General features: G+C 33.4%; 23 protein-coding genes. 2 read left to right on the top strand and 21 right to left on the bottom strand.

Annotated features, from left to right (window positions below):
- Positions 1-98: 98 nt before the first annotated feature.
- Complete coding sequence (locus tag QMD61_01340; GenBank protein MDI6723270.1) at positions 99-278, top strand: hypothetical protein; 180 nt, start codon at positions 99-101, stop codon at positions 276-278.
- Position 279: 1 nt separating this feature from the next.
- Here the strand turns inward: QMD61_01340 and QMD61_01335 are convergent, their stop codons facing one another.
- The 17 genes from QMD61_01335 to QMD61_01255 all read right to left on the bottom strand — a co-directional run bounded on the left by QMD61_01335 (position 280) and on the right by QMD61_01255 (position 10,425).
- Entirely contained in the window at positions 280-1,170 is an 891-nt protein-coding gene (locus QMD61_01335; GenBank protein ID MDI6723269.1) for a PfkB family carbohydrate kinase, read from the bottom strand.
- 10 nt (positions 1,171-1,180) lie between these two features.
- A complete protein-coding gene (locus QMD61_01330; GenBank protein MDI6723268.1) occupies positions 1,181-1,858 on the bottom strand; it encodes a HisA/HisF family protein in 678 nt (225 codons plus the stop codon).
- A 344-nt stretch (positions 1,859-2,202) separates the two neighbouring features.
- Positions 2,203-2,466 (bottom strand): DUF3194 domain-containing protein, encoded by a 264-nt coding sequence (locus QMD61_01325; protein MDI6723267.1) that lies wholly within the window; start codon positions 2,464-2,466, stop codon positions 2,203-2,205.
- Positions 2,467-2,476: 10 nt separating this feature from the next.
- Positions 2,477-2,827 (bottom strand): prefoldin subunit beta, encoded by a 351-nt coding sequence (locus QMD61_01320; protein ID MDI6723266.1) that lies wholly within the window; start codon positions 2,825-2,827, stop codon positions 2,477-2,479.
- A 53-nt stretch (positions 2,828-2,880) separates the two neighbouring features.
- Positions 2,881-3,141, bottom strand: coding sequence for a KEOPS complex subunit Pcc1 (locus QMD61_01315; protein ID MDI6723265.1), 261 nt, complete (start codon positions 3,139-3,141; stop codon positions 2,881-2,883).
- Positions 3,138-3,617, bottom strand: coding sequence for a ribosomal biogenesis protein (locus QMD61_01310; protein ID MDI6723264.1), 480 nt, complete (start codon positions 3,615-3,617; stop codon positions 3,138-3,140). The genes QMD61_01315 and QMD61_01310 overlap by 4 nt, the downstream gene beginning before the upstream one ends.
- A gap of 35 nt (positions 3,618-3,652) precedes the next feature.
- Positions 3,653-3,784 (bottom strand): DNA-directed RNA polymerase subunit P, encoded by a 132-nt coding sequence (locus tag QMD61_01305; protein ID MDI6723263.1) that lies wholly within the window; start codon positions 3,782-3,784, stop codon positions 3,653-3,655.
- A 43-nt stretch (positions 3,785-3,827) separates the two neighbouring features.
- Complete coding sequence (gene rpl37A, locus QMD61_01300; protein MDI6723262.1) at positions 3,828-4,103, bottom strand: 50S ribosomal protein L37Ae; 276 nt, start codon at positions 4,101-4,103, stop codon at positions 3,828-3,830.
- A gap of 186 nt (positions 4,104-4,289) precedes the next feature.
- On the bottom strand, positions 4,290-5,081 hold the full coding sequence (rrp42, locus tag QMD61_01295) for an exosome complex protein Rrp42 (protein ID MDI6723261.1): 792 nt from the start codon (positions 5,079-5,081) through the stop codon (positions 4,290-4,292).
- On the bottom strand, positions 5,074-5,781 hold the full coding sequence (rrp41, locus tag QMD61_01290; GenBank protein MDI6723260.1) for an exosome complex exonuclease Rrp41: 708 nt from the start codon (positions 5,779-5,781) through the stop codon (positions 5,074-5,076). Before rrp41 ends, rrp42 begins: the two co-directional genes overlap by 8 nt.
- A gap of 19 nt (positions 5,782-5,800) precedes the next feature.
- Positions 5,801-6,532 carry an exosome complex RNA-binding protein Rrp4 gene (gene rrp4 / locus QMD61_01285; GenBank protein MDI6723259.1) on the bottom strand — a complete coding sequence of 244 codons (732 nt, stop codon included), beginning with the start codon at positions 6,530-6,532 and terminating at the stop codon, positions 5,801-5,803.
- 153 nt (positions 6,533-6,685) lie between these two features.
- Entirely contained in the window at positions 6,686-7,381 is a 696-nt protein-coding gene (locus QMD61_01280; GenBank protein MDI6723258.1) for a ribosome assembly factor SBDS, read from the bottom strand.
- Positions 7,382-7,385: 4 nt separating this feature from the next.
- A complete protein-coding gene (gene psmA, locus QMD61_01275; GenBank protein MDI6723257.1) occupies positions 7,386-8,141 on the bottom strand; it encodes an archaeal proteasome endopeptidase complex subunit alpha in 756 nt (251 codons plus the stop codon).
- Positions 8,142-8,343: 202 nt separating this feature from the next.
- On the bottom strand, positions 8,344-8,724 hold the full coding sequence (locus tag QMD61_01270) for an Rpp14/Pop5 family protein (protein MDI6723256.1): 381 nt from the start codon (positions 8,722-8,724) through the stop codon (positions 8,344-8,346).
- A 9-nt stretch (positions 8,725-8,733) separates the two neighbouring features.
- On the bottom strand, positions 8,734-9,414 hold the full coding sequence (locus QMD61_01265) for an RNase P subunit p30 family protein (GenBank protein MDI6723255.1): 681 nt from the start codon (positions 9,412-9,414) through the stop codon (positions 8,734-8,736).
- 1 nt (position 9,415) lies between these two features.
- Complete coding sequence (locus tag QMD61_01260; GenBank protein ID MDI6723254.1) at positions 9,416-9,838, bottom strand: RNA-binding protein; 423 nt, start codon at positions 9,836-9,838, stop codon at positions 9,416-9,418.
- Between the two features lie 41 nt (positions 9,839-9,879).
- A complete protein-coding gene (locus tag QMD61_01255) occupies positions 9,880-10,425 on the bottom strand; it encodes a 50S ribosomal protein L15e (protein ID MDI6723253.1) in 546 nt (181 codons plus the stop codon).
- 390 nt (positions 10,426-10,815) lie between these two features.
- Between QMD61_01255 and QMD61_01250 the strand changes: the two genes are divergently transcribed.
- Complete coding sequence (locus QMD61_01250; GenBank protein MDI6723252.1) at positions 10,816-10,944, top strand: hypothetical protein; 129 nt, start codon at positions 10,816-10,818, stop codon at positions 10,942-10,944.
- Positions 10,945-11,202: 258 nt separating this feature from the next.
- Here QMD61_01250 and QMD61_01245 read toward each other — a convergent pair whose 3' ends face one another.
- The 4 genes from QMD61_01245 to QMD61_01230 form a co-directional block, all read right to left on the bottom strand.
- Positions 11,203-11,517, bottom strand: a complete 315-nt coding sequence (locus QMD61_01245) for a carboxymuconolactone decarboxylase family protein (protein MDI6723251.1) — start codon at positions 11,515-11,517, stop codon at positions 11,203-11,205.
- A 106-nt stretch (positions 11,518-11,623) separates the two neighbouring features.
- Positions 11,624-12,082, bottom strand: coding sequence for a riboflavin synthase (gene ribC, locus QMD61_01240; protein ID MDI6723250.1), 459 nt, complete (start codon positions 12,080-12,082; stop codon positions 11,624-11,626).
- Between the two features lie 24 nt (positions 12,083-12,106).
- Positions 12,107-12,946 (bottom strand): ATP-binding cassette domain-containing protein, encoded by an 840-nt coding sequence (locus QMD61_01235; GenBank protein ID MDI6723249.1) that lies wholly within the window; start codon positions 12,944-12,946, stop codon positions 12,107-12,109.
- A gap of 225 nt (positions 12,947-13,171) precedes the next feature.
- Positions 13,172-13,519, bottom strand: a 348-nt coding sequence (locus QMD61_01230; GenBank protein ID MDI6723248.1) for a CbiQ family ECF transporter T component, incomplete at its 5' end; no start/stop codon positions are given.

Genomic DNA, 13,519 nt, shown 5'->3' with positions numbered 1-13,519 from the left:
CTTTAAATTTAATAGAATACCATTATGAATAGGATATAATTAAAAACATAAGAATGATTTTGATTTTATATTTAACTCATTAAGGAGATAGAGATACTATGGTAGGTGGAACTGTATTTTTCATATATTTCCCTGCAATTTTTGGATTTGTAGGTATTTTACTTATTGCATCAGGAATAATGGATGATAAATTAGAATATACTCTTGGAGGAATAGGACTCTTTTTTGCTGCAGGAATACTGCCGTTTATAATTCTTCCGTCACTATTAGGGATATAGATTAGGAAATTTTCATTTTTTCTTCAATTAAATCCCTATTTTCCCTAAAAGGGCCGTTTTTTTCAAGTTTTATTGCAGCAGCAGCTGCAGCAAATATTCCGCACTCTTCAGGATCTTCTATTTCGAGTTTTCTTACAGAATAGGCTGCCATAAACGTATCTCCCAATCCTGTGGGATCCAATACATGATTTGCTTTAAAAGCAGGTATTTTATACGTTTTATTTAATTTCTTTGAATATATCACTGCTCCATGACTTCCACATGTAATAATTACCTCTTCTGGGCCAAAGGACGCCAGAATTTTTGCAGTTTCAGGTAATGATATATCCTCATTCAGAATTATCTTTGCTTCATTTTCATCTAAAAACAGAATTTTAATAAATTTTAGGAACTTTTTAAAGTCATTCCATGGACTTAAAACGATTTCATCTCCTTTTAAATGCCTTAAATATCCCTGTGCTCCAAGATACAGGGGAATATTGAATTTAGACAAAAATTCAACTGTTTCAAGGGGAATGTCATAGGGACAGAGAGGCCCTAAAAGAATGACTTCAACGTCTTCTAAATTTAAATCCACTATATTTTCTATAGTTATTGGATTACAGGGAATATTGGCCTTTTGTATCCTGAAATCAGGGTCATCTGTAGGGTATATATTTTGAAATTCAATGGTTTTATTTCTAAATGATGGAATTATTTCAATATTTTTTCTAAATTCTTTTAATAATGTTTTATCACTCTTTGAAAGGGTAATAAGGGCGCTGACATTTATTTTAAGGCTTTTCATCACACTTGATTGATAATAAACAGGTCCTCCGGCAGATTTATGCATCATGTTCTCTTTTATGACTCTGTCTTTAGATAATGGACCTATGAGTGCTATTTTAGGCATTTTTTCCTCTCTAAATGGATAATTTATTGGCATGCAATGCAGTGCCCACTAAAAATTTGTTCAATCCCAGTTTTTCAAGTTCTTCTATGTCTTTACTGGTAATTCCTCCTCCAATGATTAAAGAAGAATCAAGTTTTAAAAATTTTTTGATAATGGCATGATTAACTCCCTTTTCAGTTCCAACCCTTGAAATATCGAGTAATATGATTTCAGGAGGATTTATTTTACTCATTTTTTTAACAATATCTTCAATATTCATATCCAGATGCTTACTGAAGATTTCATTATCTTTAATATCAATACTTATTATAAATCTGTCTTTGTTATTGCTATCCAATATGTCAATAAGGTCATCTACACTTTGCAATGTTTCAGTTGCAATAATTACTTTTTCTGCTATTTCAAGAGCCTCTTCAGATTTATTAACAGTATTTACACCTGAATCCAGCATCACGGGTAATTTCTGGTTTATCTTTTTTATTATATCGTAATTTGGTTTTCTATTTTCTATTGCATCAAGATCTGCTATATAGATCCTTTTTGCACCCGCATCTTTAAGGGCATTTGCAATTTTATATGGGTTAGAAGAAGGATGAAATATAGTTTTAAGGGGTATGTAGGTTTCTCTTTTACCTGACTTTCCAGAAACCGCCATTCCACTCATTATATCTAAAACTGGTATAATCATACAGTTAATATATATTTAAAGTTAATTAATTTATCGACTTATTAAAAATAGTAATTATCCAAAAATTTAGAATAATTAAGTTATTTATATTTTAATTACTGAGAACAATATTTTTTGTAGGTATCTGTAGGTATCAGGACATCTATAAATTTGAGCGAAACCAAAATTCGACGTCCTGATACTATTTTTAGGGATTATCCATGGCCTCATAAAGGAGGGGTTGGCAAAGGATAAATTGATAATATTTTTATTAATTAAAGTATTAATTGCTATTAATTTGTTATAATTTGTATTTAATAATTTCTGTTTTTAATTCAAAACTAAATTTAAAAAGAGAAAAAGAGTTAAAGTTCAGCTAAAAATTTTTCAACTGCTTCTACTGCATAGTCAACTGCATCGTCAATGATACTTGCATCTGCAGATGAAAGATCATCGAATATTACATCAATAGATACATCTATATCCAGACCTTCATCATAGTAAAGCTCTACACTGATATCTATATCAATAACTTCTTTTTTTGAAACTTTAGAAAAAATAAAACTTTCTGCAGAAGATATAACAATTTCCGAGATTTTGTCCACTTCTTCATCAGTTAATTCTATCAATTATTAACCTCTACTGTACTCCTGGCCCCTGCATTGCTTCTTGGATAGACGCCTGCATTTCCTGAAGCCTCTTCATGATCCGTTCTTCCTGTCTTTTAACAGTTTTTTCACGAAGCTGCAATGTTTCAAGTTTATCTTCAAGTTCTTTGGTCATTTCATCTTTTTTTACTTTTATCAGCAAGGTTCCAGCAGTTTTATAAACATCTCCATTTTCTTCAATTTTTTTCAATTCTTCAAGTGCTTTTTCAGTTTCTTTAAGCTGTAAATCAACATTTTGCTTTTGTATTGAAATTGCCTGTGCCTGTTGCTGCACCTGCTGGAATTGAGCTAATTGATGCTGTACATTTTGAGGAAGTTCCATATCAATCACCAACCTTTTAGTTAAATTAATTATTAAATTAAATTTCATCCATTTTAGTTAGATTTTAAATTTTGAATGTCGTGTGACAGTATTATCCACCTTAAACAGGAATTAACGGATGCTCGCAGAGATGGAGCATCTTTAGCACTGATTACTAATTTAAGGGTATTTCCATTTAAACTAGTATTAATAGACGATCTTTCAGATGGCGAAGTTTTAAGTTCGGGTTCTATTGCTTTTAGAACCAGACCTGCTTCATCTGAACTTTCAAACTCTATTTTAAATTTGGCTTTTACATATTCTGGAATGTTCATTCAAATCTTCTTACATAAATTTTAGGGTCTATTAATGAACCATGTTTATCATAAAACTCTAAAGTAGCTTTATTTTCTCCTTTACCCTTCCTAATCCAGAGAATATTAGTATTCCGTTTTTCGTGGTCTTCAGCTATATCTAAGACTTTAATAAGTCGTTTTTTAAGATCATCAATTTCAGATCTTATGCTGAGCTTATCTGAATCTATTCTGCCTTTTAAATTTAAAAGCACCCCTGAAATATACAAAATTATGAGAATTTCACCCTTTTCATTGTATATTTCAATTCTGCTGGGGTTTCCTTTCATCTGGGAAACCACCGCAATTTTCTGAAATCCAGATTGTGAAGCTTTAATTAAAACATCCCTGAAACTCATTTTGCCCCGGTTAACGTACTTAGAATTTAAAGCACGACTCAAACTCTGGCAAAAGGACCTTGTTTTAGCGGATGGTTTCCTTGATGTTGTAATAAACATTTAATACTGCCTTAGAATGTAGACATTTATCAGAATTATCTTGCTTTTATATCCCTTTTTACTGGTGGAATTTCTTTAAATAGAATTCTATATCTGCATTTAGGACATTTAGCTTCAGTATATCCCTTAAGATCCACTAAAGTACCACATTTTGCACATTTGTACAAATCATAACCTCCAAATATTGAAAATTTTTGGTGTTCAGGAAAATTACTTTCCCAGCCCTCCAACAATCCTCTTTATGTTCCTTGCGGCTGTTCTGGCCATTGGAGTTTGTGGAACATATGCGCCGCCTGTAAATACAGTATTACACTTTTTACATTTCCATATACCGCTGCTTATTCTTTTAACAGCGACTCTATCACATTGAGGACATGTATGGTTCTTCTTCATCTTTTCTTCTATACTTTTAACGGTCCTTTTGGCTTTTCTCCCGTATCTTGGACCAAATCTTCCGGTTATACCGACTTTTTTAGTTCTTGCCATTATATCACCTTAAAATCATGATTTTGAGGTTAAGGAAACCCCAAAATAGGAGATTTTGGGGCCGAAAAACGTAGCTAACAAACATTAAATGTTTGCACATTCGAAATCAATGATTTCGAAGGTTTTTCAGGCTTAGTTTCCTTCAACCAGTAATTATAAATATTAAAGCAAAATTCAGAATCTTGCTTACTTCAAATGTTCTCTAAGTTCTTTTGTTTTCTGGGAAGTTATATTGATTGCTTCCTTTATTTCTTCATTTGTTAGGGGCATTTCCCCTCCTTTTTGCATTGCACAAAGACTGCCGTCTTCTCTCATTCCTATTGAGATTCTGGCGTCCATGATGTTTTCTTCGTCAAGTGATGGGTCAATAACCAGTTCACCACCTATTTTTGCAAATGTGCACATTAATGGTTTTTCTTTAATAGGCAGTTCAACAGAATTTTCTTCATCAATGACTACATTATCCTCTTCGACCTTTGCAACCGGTATTTTTGTGTTTAAAAGGGCAGCTACGCTTCCTAAAACGGCTGCATCCATTAGATTACCGTCATAGTCTAAAACATGGAGATCTAAAAATATCATCCAGACCTTTTCACCTTCTATGATGCAAAGTTTTTCAAGATCTATAACTTCACCTTCTCTTAAACATCTGTCAACAACTCTTGCCAGTTCTACAGACCTTTCATCAGGAGGTCCGGGCTCAAATGTTGGGGATGCCATTGGTAATAATTCAGAATTAGTCATCAATACTCCTACATTTGGTGTATCAGCAAAAGGCTCGCCAATTTGAGGTTTTATTCCAATCATTATCTGTGTATTACCCATCTTGACTCTTGCAGATCCTTCAGCTTTTTCGATCACACCCACTTCAAGAGATATATCTCTATAATCATTAGGAGATCTGCCATCTGCACGTTCTCCTTTCTTTATAAGTTCAGTTATACTTTTCCTTGTAATTTCAGGAACTATATTAACCATTTTCCTCACCATACCTGTTTTTAATGGCTTCTTTCTGTGCTTCGTTGATTTTTTTACATCCTTCAACTGCAAGATTAAGTGCTTTATCAAATTCTTCAGATGTTAAATGACCGTCCATTTGTAGGAGTGTTATTTCACCTGATCTGGGCATTATAGCAACAGGTAAATCTGCTTCGCCTTCTTTATCTTCATTTTCTGAAAGATCAAGCACTACATTGCCGTTTGCTTTTCCAGCTGCACATGAAACCACTAAATCTCTCATTGGTATTCCTGCATCAGCCAGAGCTACTGAAGCTGCAGTTATTCCTGCACATCTTGTACCTCCTTCAGCTTCCAGGATTTCTATAAATATGTCAATTGTTGATCTTGGGAATTTCTCCAGGAATACAGCGGGTCTGAGAGCATCTGCAGTTATTTTTGAAATTTCTACGGATCTTCTGTCTGGGCCAGGCCTCTTTCTATCTCCAACTGAGAAGGGGGCCATATTGTATCTACATCTTATAACTGCCATATCTGGTCTCATTATACGCCTTACATGGAGTTCTCTTGGACCATATACTGCTGCAAGGACTTTGTTTCCTCCAATTTCAAGATAAGCAGAACCATCTGCTCTTTCCAGTACTCCTGCTTCTATTTTCAACGGTCTTAATTCGTCAAAATTTCTTCCATCTGCCCTTAAATTGTTGTTATTATTATTTATTAGGATATAATCACCCCTGTTATTCTTCTATGTCTGGTTCAGGGACTTCTTCTTCTACATCTTCTTTTTCTTCTTCGATTTCTTTACCAAGAAGTTCATAAAGCATGTTTCTTACTCTGTCTGTTAATCCTGAGGTGTGGGCCTGGTCTTCTATCATGTTAATTACTTTTTCTGCAACCCTTTCCATTTCAGGTTCTCCCTTTACCCATACCACGCCGTTTTGACCAACAATAATGTCACATTTTGTTTCATCTTTAATCATGTTGATCATGGATCCTTTTTTACCTATAAGTCGCGGTACTTTAGTTGGGGTAATATAAATTAAGATTCCACCTCTGAATTTACCGAGTCCTCGTCCTTTTAAACCCAATTTTACTTTTTTTACTTCATCAACATCAACAACTCTTAAAAAGAGAACATCACCAACATCAAATGCCTTATTCAGGTCTCTTTTTTCTTTTCCAAAAACATCTGAGGCGGGTAAAAATCCGGAATACGGTGAATTAATATCTAAGTTCCACATGGAAAATCTTATATCAGTAATTTCACCAATAACCACATCTCCTCTTTTAGGGATGTATTTGCTCTGTAAGGGTATTACGCTGATTTTTTTGTCCCTTACTGCAACTAATCCAACGAGAGATGAACATATTTTATTACCGTCCCTAAATGTTCCTCTTCCTGTATGATATTCATCATCAGCAAGAACATCTCCAGGAACTACTAAGTTTTTATCTTCTACAAATATCACGTTCTGCCTCCTTTAATGTGGAAAGCCATAAAAAGCATAGTGAAGATCAATTTTTAATTATTCCATATTGGAAAATAATTTTTAACAGATTGAAAATAATTTATTAGAATTTATATATAAGTTTAATAAACTATGCTCTTCACTATAAAAAGTCTATTTTATTAACTTGGTTTCCACCTGTCCACCTGTTAGCTCGCTCAGTTTTCTGTGAAAGCTTTCCTGCAGACCTCCAGGCACTTCAACCACAGCTATCCATGATCCATCATTTTGCCATTCTTCTTTTCTTGTTTTTCCATACTCTGAAATCACAGAATATACTTTTCCAGTATAATCTCCAGGTATTTTAATTGCCATACTCACTTTTTCAAACTTTATGGGTATCTTCACACGAATGGCCTTAAGAACATCATTTACCTGCTCATCTACACTTTTAAATGGATCTATATGAACTTTAGCCTCTTCCATGGCTTTTTCAATTCTTCTTGCAGGGTGAGGAAGTTTTGTCTGAGGATTTATAGCTTCTCTTGTTATTTTAGCAATAATTTTTTTTCTTTTCTCTTCTTGCATCTCTTTTCGCTGCTGAGCAGTTAACTGAACATGCCCTTTCTTTATTATAATCGAAGCAGCTTCAAGAGGGTCGGTACTGTCAAAAGCTTTTTTCATAGCTTCTTCAGATGCTTTATCTCCCTTTCTGGCATCTTTAAATACCTCTTCAACAGCAAGAATTTCTTCTAACGGTATATCCTTACCTCTTTTATATTCTGATGCAAGATCTGGATCTACCAGTATTTCAAAGCGTTCGCCAAAATATTCAAGACGCGCTATCACTGAATCTTCGAGAGTTACCATATTATTACTCCTCTTCTTCCTCTTCCTCCTTAGGTTTTCTTAAGAGAAGTTCATCAATATACTCTTCAATTTCATCTTCAGTTAATTTTCTGAACTTTTTGGTACTGTACTCTATAACTGCAATTTCTACACTTTCAGCTGTAGTTTTACCTTCTGTAGCTTCATAAACAGCATCTAATGCTAAATCAATAGCTTCATTTAGTGTCATATCTTCTCTATATTTCTTTTCAAACTCATCCATTGCAATCTGTCTTCCAGCACCTATTGCTGTTGCTTTGTATTCAATTAATGCTCCGCTTGGGTCGGTTTCAAATAATTTGCACCCGTTTTCATTCACTCCCCCAATTATCAGAGCTGAACCAAAAGGTCTTACACCACCATGCTGTGTGTACATCTGTTTCATGTCACAAATTTTTTTTGCTAAACCTTCTACTCTAATTGGTTCGTTATAGGTTATTCTGTTTATTTGAGATTCTAATCTTGCTCTTTCAATTAGAGACCTTGCATCAGCCACAAGTCCGGAGGTTGCTGCACCAATATGGTCATCAATCTGGAATATTTTTTCTATGGATTTTGGCTCAACCAGTTTACTTGTTGGCCTTTTATCAACAACAAGTACAATACCTTCACTGGATTTTACACCTAATGAAGTTGTACCTCTTTTTACAGCTTCTCTTGCATATTCAACCTGAAAAAGTCTTCCATCTGGGCTAAATACAGTTATAGCCCTATCATATCCTGCTCCTGGCATAGGTTGCATATATATACCTCTCTATTATTTTTCAATTACATAAATGAATTTGATTTTCGGATTTAATAAATATTAGGGGTCAATATTTTACTTAGATTAATTGATCATTTCTGAATATATCAGATTACCCATTCAAATCTGATTTTAGATAATATTTAGAATTCATGGTATTTTGGATTAAGATGAATTCAAAATATAAATTAAAAACTATTTATTTATGTTTGTCTTCTAGTTTAATATACTTTTTTATTGCTGCTTTAATAGTCCCAGAAATACCAAGGGTATGGAAGACAACGGGTTTACCTTTAAATTTATTTATAAGTGAAATAGATGTTCTAACTGATTTTATTTCTTCTCTATTGCATTGAATAATTCCTTTAATAATATTTTTATCATTTGATGATCCAAAATTCCAGATTCTCATAATCCATAAATCGAATTTACTGGTTTTGCATTCTCCATAAAAGTTTAATGATGATTCCCATACCATTGAAATTACATCCTCCCTTTTTAACGGCACTGGGGATATAGCTTCAAATGCAATGTACCGTTTTTTAGTTCTAAGAGTTGGAGGAAGTATTTTGAGTTTCATTTTATCATCTTATTCTACTATTCTGACTCCTTTAACCACTATATTTTCTCTGATTTTACTCCTCTCAATTATATCTAGAGGATATTTGGATAAAGAATTCTTTGCCTCTTGTGAATCCATTCCAAGGCAACTTAATAATGTAATTATATCTTCAGGGGTTCTGAGATCGTATATAGAATGAGCATTACTTGTGGTTATTAATGGAAATTTAAATTTATGCTTGAGTTTAATTATTTGCCTGAAATTACTCAATATTTTGGCCCTAACAGATGATCTGGTTTTAATTATTTGATTGAGGCCAATTTCCAGTGCAACTTTATTTTCCGCAGCTTTTTTTGCAATTATATGGTTTATTCCACTATCTCTTCTATTTTTATAGGGATTTGCAAGTATATCTACCCTTGGATCTTCACATGCAGCCCTATTTATTTTTATGTTCCCACCATTTACTATTAGAACGTCTGCTTTTGCCCTGAACTTTTGAACTTTCTTTCTCAGATCTTCCGGATTTTTTGCATAGATTTCAACACCGCTTAAAAGGAGGAAATCATCTTTAATTCCTTTAATATTTTCAAGATAGTTGGGGTTGAATTTATCGGAATGCTGGATTAGAGCAATACCGTTGAATCCTAATCTCATAGATTCATAAGCTAACTGGAAATCCTCATGAACATGAAAATCATAGTACATTTTATTCACCGAAAATTTCCCTTGCAAGTCTCAAAGCATTCTCTTTTTTTGCTGGATAGGCAGCTATCTTTATCTTGACATGTATGGCATCGCCGTGTTCAATAACCTTTAAATTTCCAAGATATGCCCTTTGTTTGTCAAATCTCAAGAATAAGTTTCCTTTATCATCCATCTTACTATCAAGTTCGTTAAGAATTCTTTTTTTAACCTGAGAATCTAAATTATCTAATAATTTAACAAATTCTTTAATATCACGGTTTCGGGTTATTTTATCATGCAATATTAAAACCTGATTTTTAAAATAGCCCTCTGTAATATCAGTTTGGGGAGAAGAATTGGGAAAGAGAGTTTTAATAGCCTCTCTAACTTTTTCTTCGTTTTCTGTTCCATAAACAAACACACGATAGGAGATGTTATGGATCATATATATTTTACCTTTATTTTTTATAAAAAAAGATTTAAGGCTTATCTTACCTTTTCTGCCCCTTTACCTTTTCCTCGAAGTCCACGGGTCTTCTTACCTTCACTGGTGAGTCCTCTAAACACACGATTCTTGTGTTGATTTTCACAGATCCAGTTAATGTTCTTGTCGTTTTTAATTGATGGATGATTTGGGTCAACCAGTATAACTTCAAAGAACTTGAATTTACCGTCTTCCCATACCCAGTATGAGTTCAAAACTTCCAGGTTAGGATATTTCCGGGCAACTCTTTCTTCAGCTATTCTTTTAATGGATTTTGCAGGGGTTATCTTTTTAACACCCATTCTTTTAGGTCTTCTTCCGGCGGTGAATCTTGTTTTTCGCCTTCCACCACGCCTGACTCTTGTCCTAACGACAATATATCCTTTTTTAGCTTTATATCCAAGGGATCTTGCTTTATCAATTCTTGTAGGTCTGTCTATTCTCTGGATAGTACTTTCCTTTCTCCATAATGGGGCTCTTTCATGCATGAGTTCCTTTACATAGGAATCACTTGGATTTTTCCATGCGTCTCTAATATATTTATACAAATTTAACACCTCTTTTTGTTCAGCTTTCGCCACATCCATGAGACTATGTCTCAAAAAAAGATAGTTTTTCACCAATTTGGTGATGATCATTATTAGTTTAAGTTCCTTTAAAAAGGTTACGCTATAACGGTTGAAAGAAATTTTTCAAGTAATTAGATGGAATACTTATTTTTATATTTTTGACCAGCTTTGGTAATGGTGCATCGTTTTCCAGACGTTTAATGCATTGGAAACTCTATTTATAACCGCAGCACTATTATTAATTTCAAGTAACTTTATTCTGACAATTATTTCCTTCTTTTCCTCATGATTTTCCATAGCCAGAATAGTTAAGCTGGATATGGAACATGTTTTGACAAATGTATTTTTATCTTTAAGAAGGTTAATAGGGTGGAAATTATTTCCTTTTCTTCATTTCTTGAAAGGTCTAAATTAACAAATAACATTGCCAGATGCCAGAAAACAAATGGAAGAGAATCATTTTTAGCAAATCTATTAATCTGTCAGTATATCATTTAAAAAGTTCTGGATGTACTCGTGATACGTTCTCTAAAGCATGTAATGTTCTACCACGCACCAGATCATCATCTTCGTTAAGTCCATAGAATAATAGGTCAAAAAGTTCAGTATTCTGGATAACATCCTCTGCAACTTCGTCAGCAGGACCATCAGAATGCAGGTCTCCTCCTTTTAATAATTCAAGAAGTTGATTCTTTTTTCATTCAATTATAGTCATTGAAATAAATAATTGGTAAAGTTGAATTGGATATTCTTTAGCTATATACTGTATAGTATTCGCATGGCTTTGGTAAATGGGGGATTTCCAGATGTTAATAGAACTACCCTTAAAACGTCTACTATTTCATCCTTAGTTATTCCAAATTCATTTATAGCACTCTGCATCTGCTTTTTCATAGCCCTATCATCAGATGCTGCTGCACTAATTCCAAGGGCAATTAATTTTTGTGTCTTGTAGTCAAGGACCTTTCCAGTATAAGCTGCTTCATTTAACTCTACAACTGCCTTATATATGTCAGGATAGTCTTCTTTTACATGTTTCATTCCTTTACCGTAAAATACATCTTCTTTCATATTATCATCTCTTTTTATAGGATAATATTAATTTGTATTTTTTATTATTTATAATTTGAATTGATAATGAAAAAATAGAATTTTATTTTAATTTAAAAATTAGAATTCAGACAGGTCCAACATCGGGACGTCCTTCTCTCATACCCATTCCAGCTTCTTTTTCCATCTCTTTAGGCTTAAAAAGCATTTTAACAAGGTTCTGGGCATGTTCTCTTGCACGGTTTTCTGCAAGCTGTCTGAGGTCTTTTGGGCTTTCACCTTCATCTTCATGCACAAATACCTCTAGAATATGTGTATTTGTCATAAGCTGGGCTTGTATAAGGCCTGTTGAGGCTTCATGGGCGCAAACTTTATCTTTTTCTTCGCCCCCAGGCATCCCCAGTGCCATTACCATTTCGCATCCTTCTTCTTCAATTAATTTCTTTGATGCTACAGGTAAATCTTTGATTCCTGGAACTGTGCGTCTTATGAATGTAATATTTCCAACATGCTTTTTGATCTCATCTATTGCATGTGCACCCATGTCTACTCTTGCAAATGTGGTATCACAGATTCCTATTTTCATTTTATCACCAGTACAACTAAATTTTTACTCATTAAAATGATCCTTTAACTTTCTTCTTGCTTCACCTATAGTGAGAGGATAAGGTTTATCAAAGGGCAGTTCATCTTCTTTTTGCAGTATTTCCATTAGGTGGGCAATTCTTGGAAGTCTTAAATTAGCATCTCTTATTGTTTTAATGTCTTCAAACACTTCCTTAGGACTTCCCTTTTTTATAATTTTTCCTTCACTTATTATGTAAACTTGATAAGCATAAAGTGGTACTGAATCTACGTCATGAGTTGATACAATTATAGTCATACCCTCTTTATTTAAATCATACAGTAACTTGAGAATTTGAGATGCTCCTTTGGGATCAAGACCAGATGTAGGTTCATCAAGCACCATTATCTTTGGTTTCATGGCCAATATTCCAGCAATAGCCACCTTTTTCTTTTCACCCCCACTTAGGTGATGAGGTGCTTTCTTTTTATTTTTTTCCATTCCTACTCGCTTAAGAGCATCATCAACTCTTTTTTTTACCTCTTCTTTAGATAAACCGAGGTTCATAGGTCCAAAAGCCACATCTTCAACTACTGTTGGAGCAAAGAGCTGATCATCAGGATTCTGGAACACTATTCCTACATTCTGCCTTACTCTCATCAGATCCTTTTTATCATATTTTATTTCTTCTTTATCAACCAGTATATTACCTGAAGAAGGTCTCAAAATACCGTTAAAATGCAGAAATAAGGTGGATTTTCCGGCACCGTTAGGTCCAAGAAGAGCGATAATTTTACCTTCTTCTGCTTTAAAATTAACATTTTTTAAGGCTTCAGTGCCGTCAGGATAGCGATAAGTGATTTTGTTGGTTTCTATAATATTCATTGATTCACCTGAATTGATAAATTAATAATTGATAAACTTTATTTTTTGCTTCTATTTAATAGTTTTCAGATTAGTGGATATCAAATAATATTTAATTTATTTTTGAACTTTATTTTAAATTAATTAAACATCGCTGTTTAATTTATCCGAATTTACCTTAAAATTCAATTTAAACTAATTCTAAAGATTTATTGAACATTTAAATTGAGATAATTAGAGTAAGTATTATATAATGTTTAAACCCCATGTTAAATAGGTACCTAACAAAAGAAATGATTCAAAGAACAGTAATACCATTATATTTTTAACGCTAATCCTGTCATAGGCTTTAAATGAGTTAATAGATCCGTTATAGCACCTTGATTCCATTGCAATATATGATTGTTCTCCCTTAAGCCATGTTCTTATAAAAAGATTGCTACCGAGCATACCCATTGATTTTAAAGATTTTTTAATTGAAGAATATCCTAAACGAGTTTCCTGTGAATGATACATGTTTATGGCTTCATCTAAAAATACGAAAATATAACGGTACATAAGCATTGCTATTTCCAAGACAATTTTAGGGATTTT

It is taken from the genome of Methanobacterium sp. (genome assembly GCA_030017655.1).
Lineage (GTDB): Archaea > Methanobacteriota > Methanobacteria > Methanobacteriales > Methanobacteriaceae > Methanobacterium_D.
The sequence above is the reverse complement of the archived record's forward strand: the minus strand, read 5'-3'. Positions and strand labels throughout refer to the sequence as shown.

Bases quoted from the DNA above. Each gene is read 5' to 3' on its own strand.
- QMD61_01340 (MDI6723270.1), top strand. From the start codon at position 99: ATGGTAGGTGGAACTGTATTTTTCATATATTTCCCTGCAATTTTTGGA.
- QMD61_01335 (MDI6723269.1), bottom strand. From the start codon at position 1,170: ATGCCTAAAATAGCACTCATAGGTCCATTATCTAAAGACAGAGTCATA.
- QMD61_01330 (MDI6723268.1), bottom strand. From the start codon at position 1,858: ATGATTATACCAGTTTTAGATATAATGAGTGGAATGGCGGTTTCTGGA.
- QMD61_01320 (MDI6723266.1), bottom strand. From the start codon at position 2,827: ATGGAACTTCCTCAAAATGTACAGCATCAATTAGCTCAATTCCAGCAG.
- QMD61_01315 (MDI6723265.1), bottom strand. From the start codon at position 3,141: ATGAACATTCCAGAATATGTAAAAGCCAAATTTAAAATAGAGTTTGAA.
- QMD61_01310 (MDI6723264.1), bottom strand. From the start codon at position 3,617: ATGTTTATTACAACATCAAGGAAACCATCCGCTAAAACAAGGTCCTTT.
- rpl37A (MDI6723262.1), bottom strand. From the start codon at position 4,103: ATGGCAAGAACTAAAAAAGTCGGTATAACCGGAAGATTTGGTCCAAGA.
- rrp42 (MDI6723261.1), bottom strand. From the start codon at position 5,081: ATGGTTAATATAGTTCCTGAAATTACAAGGAAAAGTATAACTGAACTT.
- QMD61_01280 (MDI6723258.1), bottom strand. From the start codon at position 7,381: ATGGTAACTCTCGAAGATTCAGTGATAGCGCGTCTTGAATATTTTGGC.
- psmA (MDI6723257.1), bottom strand. From the start codon at position 8,141: ATGCAACCTATGCCAGGAGCAGGATATGATAGGGCTATAACTGTATTT.
- QMD61_01270 (MDI6723256.1), bottom strand. From the start codon at position 8,724: ATGAAACTCAAAATACTTCCTCCAACTCTTAGAACTAAAAAACGGTAC.
- QMD61_01265 (MDI6723255.1), bottom strand. From the start codon at position 9,414: ATGTACTATGATTTTCATGTTCATGAGGATTTCCAGTTAGCTTATGAA.
- QMD61_01260 (MDI6723254.1), bottom strand. From the start codon at position 9,838: ATGATCCATAACATCTCCTATCGTGTGTTTGTTTATGGAACAGAAAAC.
- QMD61_01245 (MDI6723251.1), bottom strand. From the start codon at position 11,517: ATGAAAGAAGATGTATTTTACGGTAAAGGAATGAAACATGTAAAAGAA.
- ribC (MDI6723250.1), bottom strand. From the start codon at position 12,082: ATGAAAATAGGAATCTGTGATACCACATTTGCAAGAGTAGACATGGGT.
- QMD61_01235 (MDI6723249.1), bottom strand. From the start codon at position 12,946: ATGAATATTATAGAAACCAACAAAATCACTTATCGCTATCCTGACGGC.